This is a genomic window from Hymenobacter sp., assembly GCF_036388155.1.
Lineage (GTDB): Bacteria > Bacteroidota > Bacteroidia > Cytophagales > Hymenobacteraceae > Hymenobacter.
In genome coordinates, this window is record NZ_DASVSI010000148.1 from 1 (window position 1) to 18,273 (window position 18,273).

The 18,273-nt window shown below is 61.0% G+C and carries 17 protein-coding genes; 13 read left to right on the forward strand and 4 right to left on the reverse strand.

Annotated elements, in window-relative coordinates:
- Window positions 1–28 precede the first annotated feature (28 nt).
- Window positions 29–625 (reverse strand): SET domain-containing protein, encoded by a 597-nt coding sequence (locus tag VF629_RS21085; protein ID WP_331060487.1) that lies wholly within the window; start codon window positions 623–625, stop codon window positions 29–31.
- 122 nt (window positions 626–747) lie between these two features.
- Between VF629_RS21085 and fahA the strand changes: the two genes are divergently transcribed.
- The gene (gene fahA, locus VF629_RS21090; RefSeq protein ID WP_331060488.1) at window positions 748–2,034 is read left to right on the forward strand and encodes a fumarylacetoacetase; all 1,287 of its coding nucleotides are present in this window, start codon (window positions 748–750) and stop codon (window positions 2,032–2,034) included.
- Window positions 2,035–2,254: 220 nt separating this feature from the next.
- Here the strand turns inward: fahA and VF629_RS21095 are convergent, their stop codons facing one another.
- From VF629_RS21095 to lpxK, 3 genes are all read right to left on the reverse strand, one after another.
- Complete coding sequence (locus VF629_RS21095; protein ID WP_331060489.1) at window positions 2,255–2,851, reverse strand: tRNA-(ms[2]io[6]A)-hydroxylase; 597 nt, start codon at window positions 2,849–2,851, stop codon at window positions 2,255–2,257.
- Between the two features lie 14 nt (window positions 2,852–2,865).
- Window positions 2,866–4,815 (reverse strand): putative porin, encoded by a 1,950-nt coding sequence (locus VF629_RS21100; protein ID WP_331060490.1) that lies wholly within the window; start codon window positions 4,813–4,815, stop codon window positions 2,866–2,868.
- Between the two features lie 132 nt (window positions 4,816–4,947).
- Window positions 4,948–6,039 (reverse strand): tetraacyldisaccharide 4'-kinase, encoded by a 1,092-nt coding sequence (lpxK, locus tag VF629_RS21105; protein ID WP_331060491.1) that lies wholly within the window; start codon window positions 6,037–6,039, stop codon window positions 4,948–4,950.
- 116 nt (window positions 6,040–6,155) lie between these two features.
- Here lpxK and VF629_RS21110 point away from each other — a divergent pair, with 116 nt between their 5' ends.
- From VF629_RS21110 to VF629_RS21165, 12 genes are all read left to right on the forward strand, one after another.
- Window positions 6,156–6,833 carry a DUF6992 family protein gene (locus tag VF629_RS21110; protein WP_331060492.1) on the forward strand — a complete coding sequence of 226 codons (678 nt, stop codon included), beginning with the start codon at window positions 6,156–6,158 and terminating at the stop codon, window positions 6,831–6,833.
- Window positions 6,834–6,871: 38 nt separating this feature from the next.
- On the forward strand, window positions 6,872–7,552 hold the full coding sequence (locus VF629_RS21115) for a uracil-DNA glycosylase family protein (RefSeq protein ID WP_331060493.1): 681 nt from the start codon (window positions 6,872–6,874) through the stop codon (window positions 7,550–7,552).
- A gap of 140 nt (window positions 7,553–7,692) precedes the next feature.
- Window positions 7,693–8,820, forward strand: a complete 1,128-nt coding sequence (locus VF629_RS21120; protein WP_331060494.1) for a Nif3-like dinuclear metal center hexameric protein — start codon at window positions 7,693–7,695, stop codon at window positions 8,818–8,820.
- Window positions 8,810–9,571, forward strand: a complete 762-nt coding sequence (locus VF629_RS21125) for a zinc ribbon domain-containing protein (protein WP_331060495.1) — start codon at window positions 8,810–8,812, stop codon at window positions 9,569–9,571. Before VF629_RS21120 ends, VF629_RS21125 begins: the two co-directional genes overlap by 11 nt.
- 199 nt (window positions 9,572–9,770) lie before the next feature.
- Window positions 9,771–11,237: a DUF3808 domain-containing protein gene (locus tag VF629_RS21130; protein ID WP_331060496.1), complete on the forward strand. Its 1,467-nt coding sequence runs from the start codon at window positions 9,771–9,773 to the stop codon at window positions 11,235–11,237.
- Window positions 11,238–11,294: 57 nt separating this feature from the next.
- The gene (locus VF629_RS21135) at window positions 11,295–12,590 is read left to right on the forward strand and encodes an anthranilate synthase component I family protein (RefSeq protein WP_331060497.1); all 1,296 of its coding nucleotides are present in this window, start codon (window positions 11,295–11,297) and stop codon (window positions 12,588–12,590) included.
- A 152-nt stretch (window positions 12,591–12,742) separates the two neighbouring features.
- Window positions 12,743–14,179: a tRNA (N6-isopentenyl adenosine(37)-C2)-methylthiotransferase MiaB gene (gene miaB / locus VF629_RS21140; protein ID WP_331060498.1), complete on the forward strand. Its 1,437-nt coding sequence runs from the start codon at window positions 12,743–12,745 to the stop codon at window positions 14,177–14,179.
- Window positions 14,176–14,442: a hypothetical protein gene (locus VF629_RS21145; RefSeq protein ID WP_331060499.1), complete on the forward strand. Its 267-nt coding sequence runs from the start codon at window positions 14,176–14,178 to the stop codon at window positions 14,440–14,442. The genes miaB and VF629_RS21145 overlap by 4 nt, the downstream gene beginning before the upstream one ends.
- Before the next feature lie 20 nt (window positions 14,443–14,462).
- Window positions 14,463–14,684 carry a type II toxin-antitoxin system HicB family antitoxin gene (locus VF629_RS21150; RefSeq protein ID WP_331060500.1) on the forward strand — a complete coding sequence of 74 codons (222 nt, stop codon included), beginning with the start codon at window positions 14,463–14,465 and terminating at the stop codon, window positions 14,682–14,684.
- Window positions 14,685–14,701: 17 nt separating this feature from the next.
- Entirely contained in the window at window positions 14,702–15,994 is a 1,293-nt protein-coding gene (locus VF629_RS21155; RefSeq protein ID WP_331060501.1) for a sigma-54 dependent transcriptional regulator, read from the forward strand.
- A complete protein-coding gene (locus tag VF629_RS21160; RefSeq protein WP_331060502.1) occupies window positions 15,975–16,508 on the forward strand; it encodes an LptE family protein in 534 nt (177 codons plus the stop codon). The genes VF629_RS21155 and VF629_RS21160 overlap by 20 nt, the downstream gene beginning before the upstream one ends.
- A 199-nt stretch (window positions 16,509–16,707) precedes the next feature.
- Window positions 16,708–18,135, forward strand: a complete 1,428-nt coding sequence (locus tag VF629_RS21165; protein WP_331060503.1) for a hypothetical protein — start codon at window positions 16,708–16,710, stop codon at window positions 18,133–18,135.
- Window positions 18,136–18,273: the final 138 nt, after the last annotated feature.

Sequence of the window (18,273 nt, forward strand, 5' to 3'; positions counted from 1 at the left end):
TTCGCGCTACTGCTTAGCTCAACGAGGCTTACCCAACCGTTTCGCGGTAATAGCAGGTCAGGATGGACTCCATGGGCGCCTTGCCATCGGCTACGGCCAGTACTTGGTCGCGCTGCTCGGGCTCTAGCAAGTCCAGCAAGGGCTGTTCCACGTGGTTGAATTCTTTGAAGGCTTCCAGCAGCTGCGCGTCCCATTCGGCGTGGAAATTCAGGAGGTCGTCGGGCAGCACTTGGGTGCGGGTGCTGCCGGGCTCGGGCAGACAGTCGAAGGGCTCGGAGGGGTTGAGGTAGCCGTAGTCATCAGTCAGCTCTTCGCCGGGGTGGATGTCGCGCACGGCCAGTTCGCAGTTGTAAGCCGTGCTGATGCAGCTCGACCGAAAGCTGTGGTTCACGAACCGCGAATGGTCGCCGCACAGCACGTAGTCGCCGTTGTGGTCGCGGTAACAATACTTTTCCAGATACACTTTTTGCAAGGCGTGCATCTGCTCCAGGGCGTGCGGGGTGATGATTTGGTCGAGCGTGTCGAACGCCCAGGTGATGGTGCCTTTGGGAATAAGTTTGGTGGCGACCACGCCAAAGCCGATTTCGGTGCTGATAAACCGCAGCTCGGTGTCGGGATGAATCATACGGAAAAGGGTGGAAAGGATAGGGACGCAATGTTGGTATAAACGGCCATCGAATCAAGCAGAACCATGCAAGCGGCCGCTGCGCCTACTTTTGCGCTCATACTTTCTACTTCAGCTTCCGCATGGCCATCACGCCCACCTCGCCCACCCTCCACTCCTGGATTGACATTCGGCCCGAAAGCGACTTCCCCATCCAAAACCTGCCCTTCGGCGTGTTCGAAACCGACGAGCGGGGCCCGCACCTGGGCATTGCCATCGGCGGCTACGTCCTGGACCTGTACGCCGCCAGCCAATTCGGCTTTTTTGAGGACTTAACCGAACTGGGCGAGGCCCTGCCCAAGGTATTTCGCCGCCGCTCCCTCAACGCGTTTTTGCGCCTGGGCCGCCCCGCTTGGCGGGCCGTACGCCAGCGCGTAAGCGAACTGCTGCGCCACGACGAACCCCGCCTGCGCGACAACGAGGAAGCCGTGCGCGCTTGCCTGCTCCGCCAAACCGAGGTGCGCATGCTGCGCCCCGTGAAGCCGGCCAACTACACCGATTTTTACAGCAGCATCGAGCACGCCACCAACGTGGGCACCATGTTCCGGGACCCCGCCAACGCGCTGCTGCCCAACTGGCGCCACCTGCCCATTGGCTACCACGGCCGCACCAGCAGCATCGTGGTGTCGGGCACCGCCCTCCGCCGCCCCAACGGCCAGCGCAAAGCCCCCGACGAAGCCACTCCGACTTTCGGCCCCAGCCGCCAGCTCGATTTTGAGCTGGAAATGGCCTTTGTGGTGGGCACCGGCACCGCGCTCGGCAGCCCCGTGGCCATCGACGATGCCGAGGACCACATCTTTGGCCTGTGCCTGTTCAACGACTGGAGCGCCCGCGACTTGCAAAGCTGGGAATACGTGCCGCTAGGGCCGTTCTTGGGCAAAAACTTCGGCAGCAGCGTGGCGCCGTGGGTCGTGACGCTCGATGCCCTGGAGCCGTTCCGCGTGGCGGGCCCGGTCCAAGAACCCACGCCCCTGCCCTATTTGAACCACAGCGGCGCGCACAACTTCGACATCCACCTCGAAGTAGCCCTCACGCCGGCCGATGGCGCTGAAACCACCCTCAGCCGCACCAATTTCGGCCTGATGTACTGGAGCATGGCCCAGCAGCTCACCCACCACGCCTCCAACGGCTGCAACCTTGAGGCCGGCGACCTGTACGCCTCCGGCACCATCAGCGGCCCCACGCCCGATTCCCTGGGTTCCATGTTGGAGCTGGCGTGGCGCGGTACCCGTCCGGTGCAATTGCCCGACGGCACGGAGCGCAAATTCCTGCTCGATGGCGACACCGTGACCATGCGCGGCTACGCCGAGCGCGAAGGCGTGCGCATTGGCTTTGGCGAGGTTAGAGGCACCGTGCTGCCCGCGGTTTGATGAGGTGGAAGAAATAGGAATGAGGAGTTGTCATTGCGAGGCGCAGCCGTGGCAATCCGTCCTCTCCGTGCGACCAACTTAGAAGTGTGATAAACTTCAATAAGAAAGCCCCGGCACTATGCAGCGCCGGGGCTTTTCACATTATTACGCTGGTCGCTAAGCGAGGAAGGATTGCCACGGCTGCGCCTCGCAATGACAACTCCTCACTACACCGCAGGCATTAGTGCATTCGGTCGTCACGCACAGGCAGGTTCGTAATTATTTCGCCTTCTATTTTTAATAATTCCTGCAGCCGTTCGTCTACCAATTTTGGGTCGCAATATTCTTTGGCCAAGTCTACGTAGCTCACGAAATGCGCCGCTTCCGACACCATTAATTCGTAGTAGAATTTGCTCAATTCCTGGTCGGCGATGTGTTGCCAGAGCAATTTGAATCGTTCGCAGCTACGCGCTTCAATCAGGGCCGAAACTAATAGTTGGTCCATGAGCTGACGCTCGCGGGCGCCGCCTTTGCGCACGTGCGCCAGCAGCTGCACCACGTACTCGTCTTTGCGCGGCCGGCCCAGCTGATACCCGCGTTTGCGCAGCTCTTGGAGCACTCTTTCGAAGTGGCTCCACTCCTCGGCTACCAGGTCGGTGAGCTCGTCGACGAGTCGGGTTTTCTCGGGGTAATGGATAATCATGCTGATGCCGGTGCTGGCGGCTTTCTGCTCGCACCACGCGTGGTCAACCAGAATTTCTTCGATGTTTTTCTCGGCGATGTTTACCCAACGCGGGTCGGTATTGAGCTTTAACTTAAGGATGGTTTTCTCTTTCATCACCTAATAATTAATTAATTAAAGAAATTCCACTTCACACCCAGTTGAAACCGCCGCGGATAACCCGTGTAATAGGGCGTGGTAAAATAGCCATCGCGGTGAATGCCTTGGTTGACATAAGCCATTTTCAGGAACACCGAAACGGCTTTGATATCGGCCACAAAAAACACGTTGGCCACCGGGTAACTGCGGATAGTGAAATGGTTTTGCTGATAAAACTGCTGGGTGCTGGGGCTGTAATCGAAGGCTTTGTATCGGGACTGAAAATAAACCTCGGCGCCTACTTGGCTAAACAACGCTTTTTTGAAAATGTAGCTTTCGTAATACACCCGCGAATTGGTGACCAGGCTCGGAATACGAATGCCATTTACGTCTCCGCCACGGGTGTAGGTAGCCTGATTATCAAAACTAACCCGGCCTATTTTGACCTGGTGACGGGCAAAGCCAATGACGAGGTTGCGAGCATCAGAAATTTGCTCAGGCTCCCCCGCAGTGTTGTAATACACCAGGTCGATGATGTTTACCACACCCCCGCTGGCTTCGAACCGTTGATTAGTGAATACACCAAAATCGGACAGTTTCAGTTGCACCCGCCCCATTAGTTGATTGGTGTTGGTGTTCCTGAATTCGTTATTGGTGCCGGGCAAATGGTGCCACTCATAGTGGTTACCCACAAACTCCTGCTGCGTCAGCGTTGGCACGTACGAGTTGCTGATTGCTTCCACCGAAAAGGGCCCGGTTCGGATGGAACCCCGCAGCCAATACTCGGGGCTGGAATAAGAGTCGTCGGTGAAGGATAAAGGGTGAATTTCGCCAGACGTTTCCACCGCATAAATGGTGCGGTAGTTAAAGGCCGCCGTGCCCCCAAAAAACACCTCGTTGAAGTTACGAGTCGGTATCCGGGTCAAGCGGAGGTTCGCGGCGGTAGCGCCTTGCTCCAATGTTTGACTGGTGAGACTGGCAATTCGGTCCCGGGCATACAGCCGGTATTCCACAGACTTGGTGCGGCCCAGTACCCCCAGCGTGTTTTCTACTTGCCTGAATTCGGCTCGGTCGAGGGTATTGGTCTCGCTGCGCAACACCCGGGGGTAAAAGAAGCCGGGGTCTTCACGCGGGCGCAGGGCTTGGTCGGAGTAGTTGTTGTACTGCCGCTTGGCGTCGAAGGTGTGGTACAGGGTGAGACCTCGGTCCAACAGCCGATAAGTCTGGGTGAAATACAGCTCGTCGCGGTCCTCGTTGTTGGCCGCTTGCGTGAGGTAGACGCGCTCCTGGTCGTAGTTAAACAGGTCCCGCGGGCGGGTTTGGCCGATGATGCTGTCTTCTCCCGAAGGCAGGCGCGTGGTGGTGGTAATGGGCCAGATGCCGCCCTGCTCGATGGCCCGGTGCCTCACGTTGCTCACGTTGAAGAGCAGGTGGTAACGCTCGTCGTCGTTCTGGTAGCGCCCAAACAAGAGCAGGTTAGAATGCTCCACCAGGCCATCGCGGTTGCGGAGCACGCCCAGTATTTTGTTTGAAGCAATGCGCTCATACGCCAGGCCGATGCTGAAATTTTTCTTTAGGCTGCGGCTGTAGCTGATTTCAAACACTTGTTCGCCGGCCCCCGATTGCACCACCCGAAAGAACGAATAGGGTGACCGGGAGTCGTAGTACGCCACCGAAGAGGCATCGCGGGCGTATTTGTCGAACACGTTGCGCCCGAAGCGGGCCCCCAACTGAAAGTTGGGTTGGTACAGCAGCGGGCGCGACGCCGTGCCCACGGCCCCCAGGTCCTGTTGAAAGGTGGTGTCGTGCATCCAGAACCGTTCCTGGGGCCAGCGCGTCAGGGTGGTGTCGAGGGGCGTGCCCGAGGTGGAGTCGCGCAGCACCTCGGCTTCGTAGATGACGCGCGTGGTTTTGGGGCCGTACAACACCTTGGTGGAATCGTCGACCACTTGGGCCCAGCCGCTGGCGGGCCCCAAGAGCATCAATACAAACAATAGCCAGGCAGCGAGCCAGAAGCGGGATACAGGTGGCAAGAATCCGTTGCGTAATGCCTTCAAACAGATAACTAATACGCCGAAACACCCGCGGGAGCGTCGGCAATGTCAGGGTAAATTTCAGGAACGCGGCCGGGGCGCGTCGGGCAGGAATTGGCGCAGCAACGCGGCTCCCTTGCCCAGGAACGCCACCTGCACCGGAATAGTGTAGAGCGGCAACCCCGTCAGCACAGGCCGAATGTCGGCACCTTGCAGGCGCGTGGCATCCTTTTCGGTGGTAAAAATAGGCCAGCCCGGCTGCCAATGCCCGCGCAAGGCCGCCAAGTCGGTGGGCAGAAAGGCGTGATGGTCGGGAAACCGAGCGTGGAACCGGATGGCGTAGCCTTGCCCCTCGAGGTATTCGCGCAGCGGTCCCGGCTGGGCAATGCCCGTGAGCAGCAGGGCCGGCGCCCCGCCAGGCGGCGTTGCCAACGAGGCCGAAGGGGCTGCAACCAAAGGCTCCGACGTTGCGGCTATGGCCCGGGGCTCGCCGTAGGCATAAGCCGAAAAAAACACGGGGGTCCGGGCGCGCAGGTAGGGACGCAGGCGCTCCACCGCGGCGGCCTGGGCGGCGGCGGGCAAATCAACAGGGCATTTGGTCAGAATGACGACGTCGGCGCGGCTGGCTCCGCGGCGGCTCTCGCGCAAGCGGCCGGCCGGCAGCACGTGGTCCTTGTCAAAAGGCCTGGCCCATTCCGTCAGCAACACGTTGAGGGTGGGGCGCACGGCCCGATGCTGGTAGGCATCGTCGAGCACCACGACCGTGGTTTCGGGGTGCGCCTGCAGCAGTAGCTGCAGGCCCCGCCGGCGGGATTCGGCCACGGCCACGGGCACGTGAGCCCCCGAGAACTGCTGGCAGTACTGCCACGGTTCGTCGCCCACCGTGGCGGCCGAGTCGGCGGGGGTGGCCACGCGGGGGCCGCGGGTGCGCCGGCCATAGCCCCGGCTGAGAATGGCAGGGCGGTGCCCCTGCCGCAACAATTCTTCGACCAACCACGCCACGTGCGGGGTTTTGCCGGTTCCGCCCACGCGCAGGTTGCCCACGTTGAGCAGGGGCACGGCAAACGTGGCCGAGGTTTTCCAGCCCGCGTCGTACAGCCAGTTGCGCAAGGCCATCGCCCCGGCATACACCCAGGAAAACGGCAACAGCAAAAAAACCAACACAGAGCGCATGCGCAAAAGAAAAGCCGCGGGAAAAGACTGCAAAAGTACGGCCGCGGTTGGGCTGGCTACACAAAGTTGCCTCGGGCCGGTTGGTAGCCACCGGCCTTGCCGTAAACTCCTCCGTTATGCGCTTTCTAACCACCCTCGCTGGCGTCCTGCTGGCTTTGCCGCTGCCGTTGTTGGCGCAGCAGCCGGCACCAGATTCCCTCAGCCGTTCGGCCGCTGGGCCAGCTGCTTTCGCCTCCGAACAGGCTCGCCTGGACCGGCGCGGCTTGACGGTGTTGGGTGCCTGGGCCGCGGGCAATTTGCTGGTAAGCGGCGCATCCTTAGGCTCCACCGACGGCTCGGCCCATTATTTCCACCAGATGAATGTGGGCTGGGGGGCCGTGAACCTGGCGCTGGCCGGCACGGGCCTGCTCGCCGCTCGCCGCGCCGCTCGCCAGCCCCCACCCAACCGCGCCGGCGCCGTGCGCAGCCAGCTCCGCCTGGAAAATCTCTACCTGCTCAACGCCGGCCTCGATGTGGCTTACATGGCCACGGGCCTGTACCTGCGGGAAAAGGGCCGCAACCCAACCGCGTCTGGCTCGTCGGCGCGCTGGCGGGGCTACGGCAACTCCTTGCTGCTACAAGGCGGCTTCCTGCTGCTTTTCGACGGCTTCCAGTTCGCAGCGCACCATCGGCACGGCCGCCGGGACTTGTATCCGCTGCTCAGCCGCGTCTCGGTGGGTCCGGGGGCGGTAGCGGTGGTGTTGCCGCTGGGCCAGTTCCGCAGCACCAGCCAGCTGCTGGCCCGTACTAAGTGAAAACAAGGGGTTGAAAACGTCTATTCCATCATCAAGCAGTGTCTACCTTCTCCGAACAACTCCTGCGGTTCCTCTCCACATTTCCGCTGCCCACGGGGTTGCCCACCGGCGTAGAGGCCCAAAGTCCTTTTCGCGAGCCCGCAGTGCATGAGCTGCTGCGTCAGTTTTCAGAGAAATATTACGTGGGCTCGAAGCCCCGGGTAGCCGTGCTGGGCATCAACCCCGGACGCCTCGGCATGGGCCGCACCGGCCTCGCCTTCACCGACCCAGCCGCCCTGCACCAGCACTGCGGCATCAGCCATACGCTGCCTCCACAGCGCCCCGAAATATCCAGCCAGTTCATCTACCGGGTCATTGCCGAGCTGGGCGGGCCGGCGGCTTTCTACGAGCATTTCTACCTGGGCTCGGTGTACCCGCTGGTGTTGCTGCGCGAGGGGTTGAATTACAATTACTACGACTCGCCGGCCCTGACCAAAGCGCTGTGGCCCGACATGCAAGCCTCCGTGAGCCAGCAGGTTCAACACCTGGGCCTGCGCACCGACGTGGCCGTAAGCCTGGGCAAACGCAACGGCATTTTCTTTCAACGCCTGAACGATGAATTGAAGCTCTTCAAGGAAATTATCGTCCTCGACCACCCCCGCTACCTCATGCAGTATCAGCGGCGTGCCGTGGCCGAAAACGTGGCGCAATACGTAGCAACACTGGGCCGGCTGCTTTGACATTTAACCGGCTGCTTCGACATTTAACAGGTATCAAGCAACATTTAATAATTCGTCAGGGTCACCTTTGGACTCCTGATGAGAACCCGCTGGCCAATCATGCCCCAGCAAACTGTCAAATGATAACTGCTACTTGTTAAATGAAATCCCCCACCGTTCAAGAACTGGCCACCCTGCTGGAAGCCGCTGCGCCCCTCGCCTACCAGGAAAGCTACGACAACGCCGGCCTGCAATGCGGCCACCCCCATGCCCAAATCACGGGCGTCCTCATTGCCCTCGACTGCACCCCGGCCGTGGTGGCCGAGGCCGTGCGCCGCGGCTGCAACGTGGTGGTGGCGCATCACCCCGTCATCTTCCGGCCGCTGAAACGCCTGACCGGGGCCAATGAAGTCGAACAAACCATCATTGCGGCCCTCAAAAACGACGTGGCCATCTACGCCGCCCACACCAACCTCGACAACGTGCGCGGCGGCGTCAACGACAAGCTGGCCGAAAAACTGGGCCTGCGTCAGCCCCGGGTGCTGGCCCCGCAGCGCGGCACCCTGGCCCGCCTCATCACCTACGTGCCCAACCGCCCCGAAAACCAGCGAGCCGACGTGGCCACCCGCGTGCTCACGGCCCTGTACGCCGCCGGCGCCGGCCAAGTGGGCCAGTACGCCGAGTGCAGCTTTCGGACCGAAGGCACCGGCACGTTCACGCCCGGCGCGGGCGCGCAGCCGGCCATTGGCGCGCGCCACCAGCCCGAAACCGTGCCCGAGCTGCGAATAGAGGTGCTGCTGCCGCTGCATCGTCAGGGGGCGGTGTTGCGGGCCCTGCGGGCGGCGCATCCCTACGAGGAAGTGGCCTACGAACTGATTAAGCTCGAAAACGTGCACCAGGAAGTGGGCGCTGGCCTGGTGGGCGAACTGCCGGCCCCGCTGGCGCCGGCCGCTTTTCGGCAATTGCTGAAGCAGCAGTTGCTGGTGCCCGTGGTGCGCCATACCGCGTTTGAGAAGGAGATAAGAACCGTGGCCCTCTGCGGCGGCGCGGGGGCTTTTCTCATTGGGGCGGCGCGGGCGGCCGGGGCCGATGCCTACGTGACCGGCGACGTGAAGTACCACGAGTTTTTCGGGGCGGAAGGGCAGCTTATGCTGTGCGACGTGGGCCATTTTGAGAGCGAACAGTTCACCAGCGAGGTGTTTCGGGATTTGCTAACGGCCGGATTTGGACGTACTTTTGCGGTCTTAATCGCCGAAACCCCTACGAACCCCGTTCAGTATGACTGCTAAAAGTGCCGCCGTGGCCCCCGCCGACGTTCCCGTAGCCGCCAAGCTCGAAGCCCTGCTCACCCTGCAGCACCTCGACTCGCAGCTCGATGAAATCCGGCGCGTGCGCGGCGATTTGCCCGAGGAAGTGCGGGATTTGGAAGACGAAATTGCCGGCTACGAAGTGCGCGTCAAGAAGTTTGACGAAGAAATTCAGGCCCTGAACGACTTCATCAAGAGCCGCAAGCAGGCCAGCAAAGACGCCGAGTCGCTCATCAAGAAGTACGACGAGCAGCAGCAGAACGTGCGCAACAACCGCGAGTTCGAAGCCATTGCCAAGGAAATTGAGCTGCAGCGTCTGGAAATCCAGATTGCCGACAAGAAAATCAAAGAGTCGCAGTACCAGATTGACGTGAAAAACGCGGAAATCAGCGGCACGAAGCAAAAGCTGGAAGAGCGTCGCAAAGACCTGGACAACAAGAAATCCGAGCTCGACACCATCGTGGGCGAGAACGAGGAAGAAGAGCGCGGCATCATGGCCCAGCGCGAAGAGGCCACGAAGCCCGTGGAAGAGCGCCTGCTGACGGCCTACACCCGCATTCGCGGCAACGTGCGCAACGGCTTGGCCGTGGTGCTGGTGCGCCGCGACGCCTGCGGCGGCTGCTTCAACACGGTGCCGCCCCAGCGCCAGGCCGACATCATCTCCCACAAGAAAATCATCGTGTGCGAGCACTGCGGCCGCATCCTGGCCGACGTGGAAGCCCGCGCCGTCTAAGCTGGACTTTTGGACTACCCAAAAATCTGACTACGTGAAGTAATTCGTAAAAAAGGAACGGCTTGGTGTCGTTCCTTTTTTGTTAACCCCCATGGCAATTTTGGCCCGAGTTCTCCAACGTATGCGTGTTGCGCGGCCAAGGCTGGCTGCGCTGTTGGGGTGGCGGTTGGGGGCCCTTGGGCTGTTGGCAGGCGGGTTAATGGCCGCCACGCCGCCACCCCAAGCCGCCGAGCTCTCGACCGTGGCCGAGAAGGGCACCGAGCAGCTCACGGCCACAAGCCGAGCGGCCTACGCCGAGGTGTTCAAGCTGCGTTTGCAGCCGGCGCGAGAACTGCTGCGGCAAGAACTGGTGAAAACTCCCTCGGCGCCGGCGCCCCTGCTGGTGGCCAACTATGCCGACTTTCTCGAACTCGTCATCACCCAGGACGAAAGCCGCTACGAAACGCTCGTTGAAGCGCAGGAATCTCATTTGGCAGCGTTGGAAAAGGCGCCCGCCAGTGCGCTGCGAGACTATGCCCGCGCCGAAATCACCCTGCACCTAGGCCTGAGCGAATTGCTATTCAAACACTTAATGGTGGGCGGCTACCACCTGCGCAGTGGCTTCCACCAGATGCAGGCGGTGGTGAAGCGCTACCCGTCGTTTCTCCCCGCCCGCAAAACGTTGGGCGTCTGCGAATTCGCGGTGGGCTCTTTGCCGCAGGGTTACCACTGGCTGCTGCGCCTGCTGGGTTTGTCGGCCAACGTCGAAACCGGCCTTAAGAACCTGGCGTCAGCCGCCGCCCAGCCCAACGACTTCCAAACCGAAAGCCAGATTTACCAGGCCCTGATTCGGGAAAGCTATTACAAGAAACCCGAAGAAGCCTTGCGCCTCACCGAGCACTTGGTGGCGCAACAGCCTGGCAACCTGCTTTATTATTACCTGCTCATCAGCGTCCACAAGCGCCAGCACCGCGGCGAGGCCGCGCTGGCCGCCTTCCGGGCACGGCCTACGGGGCCGGGCTACTTACCGGTGCCTTACCTGCGCCACATGGCCGCCGACCTGCTGCTTTACCAGGACGACTACGCCGCTTCGGAACGCGAGAACCTGGCCTTTTTGCGCGACTACAAGGGCCAGCATTACCGCAAGGATGCAGCTTTTAAGCTCTATTTGGCCGCGTGGCTGGGCGGCCAGCCGGCTGCGTGCATGGCCCATTACCGGGCGCAAATCAACACGTCTGGCCCTGCGGATGTGGAAGAGGACAATTACGCCCAGCATTATTACGACGAGGCCCAAGCCCTCCACCCCGTTCTGACCCGCGCCCGGCTCCAGATTGACGGCGGCTACAACCAGGAGGCGCTGGCTACGCTGCGGCGCTTCCAGGTGACGCCCGCCACGCTCTGGCGCGACCGCATTGAAGAACCCTACCGGCGCGCCCGCGCCTACCAGGGCCTGGGCCGGCTCGATTCGGCCTGGTTTTATTTCGAGCGCACTCAGACCATTGCCGGCCCCAAGGCGCCGTACTACTTCGCGCCGCAAGCCGCCTTGCAACAAGGCTACATGGCGCAGCAAGCCGGAAAAAAAGCCCAGGCCCGGTTCTATTTTGAAAAGGCGCTGCGTTACCCCTGGCACGAATACAAAAACAGCACCGACGCCAAAGCCAGCCTGGCCCTTCGGGAGCTGAAATAAGGCTAACTGGCGGCGCAGTTTGTTTCGCTTCCGTTGCCCCACTCATTTACCCCATCTGTGTCTACTTCCCCTCCCGTCCTTACCGTTGCGCTAACTGAGCTGCCCGCCACCTTTCGGGAGCAGGCGTTGCGCTGGGCGGCGGGTTTTGCACACTGCGCCTACTTCGAGCCCAACGGGCTCGCCTACCCGCACGGTACCTTCGAGCGCCTGCTGGCCGTGGCCCATGCCGATGCCCCAGCCGTGCATTCACTGGCTGATTTACAGGCCCCTGAGGCCTCGCCAAACCCGCCTGCAAGCCCGCAGTTCGGCTTTGTAACCTATGACGTCAAGAACGAGATAGAGGCGTTGACTAGCGAGAATTTTGCGGGGTTTGCCTGGCCCCGGCTGCACTTTTTCACCCCACAAACCTGGCTGCGGTGGACCGATGATGCGGTGGAAATTCATGGTCAAACCGGCGGGGTGCTCGCGCAAATCCTGGGTCAGTCGGTGGCCGTGACCGGCCCGCCGCAAGTTCCGGCCCTGCGCCCCCGCCTGCCAAAAGCTGATTACCTGCGGGCCGTGCAGGACATTCGCGAAGACATTCTCAACGGTGAGGTGTACGAACTCAACCTCTGTCACGAATTTTACGCCGAAAACGTGGACCTTGACCCGCTTGAGGTGTTTTGGCGGTTGATGGAGGCCTCGCCTGCCCCCTTCGCCGGTTTCGTGCGCTGGCACGAGCACTACTTGCTGTGCGCCTCCCCGGAGCGGTTTCTGTCCCGGCGCGGCGGTCAGATTATTTCCCAACCCATCAAGGGCACCATCCGGCGCGGCACCACGCCGGCCGAAGACGAGCAACAACGCGACCGGCTGCTCCACGACGAAAAAGAGCGCGCCGAAAACCTGATGATAGTGGACCTGGTGCGCAACGACCTGGCCCGCGTGGCCCTGACCGGCACCGTGCGCGTGCCCGAGTTGTTCGGCCTCTACCCCTTCCGCCACCTCTGGCAAATGATTTCGACGGTAGAAGCCGACCTCGCCCCCAACACCGGTTTACCGGACGTGCTGCGCGCAACCTTCCCCATGGGCTCCATGACGGGCGCGCCCAAAGTCCGGGCCATGCAGCTGATTGAGCACTACGAAAACAGCCGCCGCGGCCTCTACAGCGGCAGCATCGGTTACGTGGAGCCCACGGGCAACTTCGAACTAAACGTCGTCATCCGCAGCCTACAATACCGGGCCGACACCGGTTACCTTAGCTTTCAAGTAGGCTCAGCCATCACCTACGATTCCGACCCCGAACGCGAATACGAGGAATGTTTGTTGAAAGCCAAAGCTTTGCTACAAGTGCTTGAGACGGTGATTAGTGACTAACGGTGAGCGGTTAATGAGTAATGGTAGTGACTCAAATTTCTACCAATAGTCGTTAATCACTAACCGCTAATCATTAACCATTAATCCCTGCCATTCTGTCATTTTAGCTTTGGCGGGCGTATCTTTGTCCTCCGCCGAAACGCGCTTTAGTTATGCCCCAAGCCCTGTTAACCCTTGATTTTTTAGACAAAGCCGCCCCGACCGCCGAGGCTACGCCCAGCGGCGAAGTGCGCGTGACGGCGGCTACCCGCACCGGTCGCCAGCGCAAGCTCTACATTGAGAGCTACGGCTGCCAGATGAATTTCTCGGACTCCGAAATCGTATCGAGCATCTTGTTCGACGAAGGCTTCGACACCACCGACGACCTCGCCAATGCCGACCTCGTGCTGCTCAACACTTGCTCCATCCGCGAGAAGGCCGAGCAGACCGTGCGCATGCGCCTTTCGCAAATCAACTCACACAAGAAGCGCAAGCCCGACATGCTGGTGGGCGTGCTCGGCTGCATGGCCGAGCGTCTGAAAAGCAAGTTTCTGGAGGAAGAGAAAATCGTGGACCTCGTGGTGGGCCCCGACGCCTACCGCGACCTGCCCGGGCTCATCAGCCAGGTAGACGGCGGCCAGAAAGGCGTGAACGTGCTCCTCAGCCGTGAAGAAACCTACGCCGACATCACGCCGGTGCGCCTCAACTCCAACGGCGTTTCGGCTTTTATCAGCATCATGCGCGGCTGCGACAACATGTGCTCGTTCTGCGTGGTGCCCTTCACCCGCGGCCGCGAGCGCAGCCGCGACGCCCACAGCATCGTCCAGGAAGCCCAGTCGCTGCTGGACGCTGGCTACCGGGAAGTAACCCTGCTGGGCCAAAACGTGGACTCTTACAAGTGGGCCAGCGCCGATGGGCTGGAGCACGTCAATTTCGCCCAACTGCTGGAGCGCGTCGCCCTCATCAGCCCCGCGCTGCGGGTGCGCTTCTCCACCTCGCACCCCAAGGACATCACCGACGAGGTGCTGCACACCATGGCGCGCCACGAGAACATCTGCAAATACATCCACCTGCCCGCCCAAAGCGGTAACTCCCGCGTGCTGGCCCTGATGAACCGTACCTACGACCGGCCCTGGTACGAGGAGCGGGTGCAGGCCATCCGTCGCATTTTGGGCGAGGAGTGCGCCATTTCTACCGACATGATTTCGGGCTTTTGCTCCGAAACCGAGGAGGAGCACCAGGACACGCTCACGCTCATCGACTTCGCGCAGTACGACATGGGCTACAATTTCTTCTACTCGGAGCGCCCCGGTACGCTGGCCGCCCGCAAGCTGGAAGACGACATTCCCTTGGAAACAAAGAAGCGCCGCCTGCAGGAAGTTATCGACCGGCAGCAGGTGCACGCCCGCGCCCGCTACGCTCGCATGGTGGGCAAGGTGCACCGCGTGCTGGTGGAGGGCCCCTCCAAACGCTCGGCTGAGCACCTGAGCGGCCGCAACAGCCAGAACCAAGTTGTCATCTTCCCAAAGCAAAACTTCAAGAAAGGCGACTACGTGGATGTGCTGGCTACCAGCACGACCGGCGCGGCGCTGCTGGGCGAGGCGGTATGAGCCAACGGCAAAAGTTTCTGGCGCGGCTACTCTCCGGTCAGCACGACAATGATATCGATTTTGCCGCGCTGTGCGTGTTGCTGAAACTACTCGGGTTCACGCAGCGAATTAAGGGCAGCCATCATCTGTTCGGAAAAACCAGCGTCGCTGATTTACTCAACCTTCAACCAACCACCGGCAACAAAGTCAAGCCTTACCAAGCCAAACAAGTGCGTAAAATGTTGCTTGACAATGCCGCAGCATTTGAATTCGACAGCCTTTAACTCCCCTTCCAGCCAGTTATATGTTCGCTCCTCATCAATACCCGGTGATTCTTTATTGGAGTGCCGATGACCAGGCATTCATCGTGGAAGTGCCGGATTTGCCGGGCTGCATGGCCGACGGCCCCACCCAACGGGAAGCGTTAGCGAATGCCCTTGTTGTTATTCAGGAATGGATGGACTTTGCCACTGAGCTAGGCCGGGACATTCCTGCGCCCCGGGCGCACTTGCAGGTGGCCGCTTAATATAAAATACGCTGACCTTGACACCTTCTGAAATTCAATCCATCAAGCTCCGGTTTGGCATCATCGGCAACGCCCCGGCGCTGAACTACGCCATCCAGGTGGCCGCACAAGTCGCGCCCACTGACATGACGGTGCTCATCACCGGCGAAAGCGGGTCGGGCAAGGAGTCGTTTTCCAAGATTATCCACGCCTTGTCGCCGCGCAAGCACGGGCAATTTATTGCCATCAACTGCGGCGCCATTCCCGAAGGCACCATCGACTCGGAACTGTTCGGCCACGAGAAAGGCTCCTTCACCGGCGCCAACGAGGCCCGCAAGGGCTATTTCGAAGTGACCAACGGCGGCACCATCTTCCTGGACGAAATCGGCGAGATGCCGCTGGGCACCCAGGCGCGCCTGTTGCGCGTGTTGGAGAATGGCGAGTTCATTCGCGTGGGTTCCTCCAAAGTCCAGAAGACCGATGTGCGCGTGGTGGCCGCTACCAACGTGAATTTGCTTGACCGCGTGCAGGCCGGCACTTTCCGCGAGGACCTGTACTACCGCCTCAACACGGTGCCCATTACGGTTCCACCGCTGCGTGAGCGCGGCGAGGATATCTACTTACTGTTCCGCAAGTTTGCTTCCGACTCGGCTGAGCGCTACCGGACCCGGCCCATCACGCTCATGCCCGACGCGGTGCAGGCGCTGACGCGTTTTCGCTTTCCCGGCAACATCCGCCAACTCAAGAATATCGCCGAGCAGATTTCCGTGTTGGAAACCGAGCGCGAGCTGGACGCCCGCCGCCTGGCGCCCTACCTGCCGCAGGACCAGACCAGCCGCCTGCCCATGCTGCTGGGCCCAGGCGCCCCTGAGGGCACGACGGCCGGCTACTCAGAGCGCGACCTGCTCTATAAAATCCTGTTCGACATGCGGCGCGACATGACGGACCTGAAGAAAATGGTGCTGGAAATGGCCACCGGCCAGCGCCCGCACGAGGCCCAGGAATTGCTGCGGCAGAATAGCCACTTGTTCAACAATACCGGCCCGGCCGGCGCGTTTGAAAGCGGGGCGGGCGCCGAATACTTCCTGCCGCCCGCGCCCAGCACCTACAACAACGAGCCCACCAGCGGTTACGACGAGGAAGCCCCGGTAGAGGACATTCCGCACGAAACCGAGGAAGAAACCCTTTCGCTGGACGTGAAGGAACGCGAAATGATACTCAAGGCGTTGAAAAAGCATAACAACAAGCGCAAGTATGCGGCCCATGATTTGGGCATTTCGGAGCGCACCTTATACCGTAAACTGAAGCAATATGACCTGGAGCAAGTGTAAGGCAGCGGCGTGGGTGTGGCTGTTGCCCTTTGTCTTGGTGCTGAGTGGCTGCGGCATCTACTCGTTCAACGGCACCAACATCGACCCAGCAGTGCGCACCATTTCCATTGGCACCATCCAAAACAGCGCGCCCACGGGCCCGGCTTTCCTCACGCAGCGCTTCACCGAGGACCTGAAAGACTACTTCCAGCGCAACACCAACCTGCAGTTGGTGCCGCGCGACGGCGACCTGCAGTTTGATGGCTCCATCGTGGCGTTTGATTTCGCGCCGGCTTCCATCCAAAAGGTTGACGGCGTGGACCAGGCGGGCTCCAACCGCCTCACCATTCAGGTGAAAATCCGCTTTACGAACACCAAGGACGACAAGCAGAGCTTCGAGCAGATATTCCAGAACTTTGACGACTACTCGGCCGACCGCAACATCGCCACCATCAACAACGACCCCGGGGCGGTGCGGACGACGACAAACAAAATAATCACCGATATTTTCAATAAATCGGTTGCTAACTGGTAGTCGATGAAGCCGTTGCTGCGGCCGAGACTTGCGTTTACGCTGCGCCTACTGGCAGGAAAGCTGTGAAATACCGCCGAAGCTGGGCGGTAGCCACGGGGCTGTTTGCGTAAATTAGCGTAATGTTGCGCCCCGTTAACTCGCCGTGTAGGCCGGTTAATTCTTTACTGCTGCTTTCTTCTCGCTTCTTTCTCGCCTTGCCGTGACCCGCGCCACGCTTCTGCACGTTCTTGCCCGCCCTGCTGCCCTCAACCAGGCCGATGTGCGCGAATTGGAACAATTGGCGCAGGCTTTCCCCTACTGCCAGACGGCGCACCTGCTCCTGGCCAAGGCTGCCCACGACCACGGCACCATGCTCGCCGGCCAGCGCTTGCGCCGGGCCGCCACCTACGCCGCCGACCGCACCTTGCTGCGCCGCCTCATCGAAGAAGTTGAGCCAGAAATAACCCAAGCGCCGGCCGTACCAGAAGAACCAGTGAGCGCCCTAGCGCCAGCACCGGCGGCCCCAGAAGAAATATACGTTGAGCCGGCGAGCGTTTCAACTGAGCCTGAACCCATCAGTGTGCCAGAGCCAGTCGTGGCAGAAACGCCTGCGCAACTGGATGAACCCGCCGAAATGGCCCAGCTGCCAGAACCAGAGATAGAGGAAGTACAAGCGGAAGCAGAAGAGGCTCTGGCACCTGGCTCCTTTCAGGAAGAAGAACCTCTGACTGCAGAAAAGGCCCCTGAAGTAGTTGAAGTGGCTTCGGAAATGACTGCTGAGGCGATAATTGAGCCCGACGCCTCGGTGTTGTTGGATAAAGAAGGCGTTGACATTCCGGCCACGGAGGTACTGCCAGAGTTTATTCCCGAGACTTCGCTGGAAGAAGATGCCTTGCCCGCCCAGGCCCCCGCCATTCGGCCGCCGGTTGAGGTTGGCGAGGCCCGGTTTGAGTTCGGCTTGGCCGAAACGCCGCCCCCGCCGGCACCGACTTATGAGTTGCCCGGCCTGGTGGACGAATGGGCCGCCGCAGCAGTTACGCTCAGCTTGGGCAGCCGTGAGCCGCTGGCCGAGGACGATTTTCGGAGTGTTGCGGCTGCAGTGCACCCTCCGGAAGCGCCCGTGTTTACCCCGGCAGCCTTCACCGGCGACCCGGCCGTGGGCTACGGCTTTGGCGAAAGCAGCCGCTTGGGCTTCTCCATGCAGCTGCTGGCGTTGCTTGAGCAGTCGGCCGAGGCAACTGAAACCGCTTCTCCCTTTTCGGCCGCGGCCCAACCGCCGGCCGCTGCCCTTCCGCCGGTCGGGGCCTTTTTCGAGCCCGACCCGCTCTTGCTACACCACTGGGCCGAGCACTGCCCGCCGCCCCCCGCCCAGCCCACTTCGCTGGACCTCATCAACAACTTTCTGCGCCGCCAGCCCCGCCTTTCCCGGCCGGCCATGCTGCCGCCTTCGCCGGCCGTGCAAGCCGACCTGAGCGTGCGCAGCACCCGCGCCGAGCCCGATTTGGTATCGGAGAGCCTGGCCCGCATCTTGGTCCGTCAGGGAAAAAACGCGCGGGCCATTGAAATCTACGAGAAGCTAATGGAGAAGCACCCGGAAAAAGCGGCCCACTTCGCCACGCAAATTCAAATACTGCAGCTGCCTGGGTAAGCAGCCCTTACGCAGCGCGGCAACGCCTGGCAATGTTGGCCAGTTGTCCGGAACGTTCGGGGTAACTGTGACGGGCGAAAGCCCGCGGGCTCGGGCACGGTTACGTTATCCTATTGTGAAGCCCCCGGCCTACAGTTG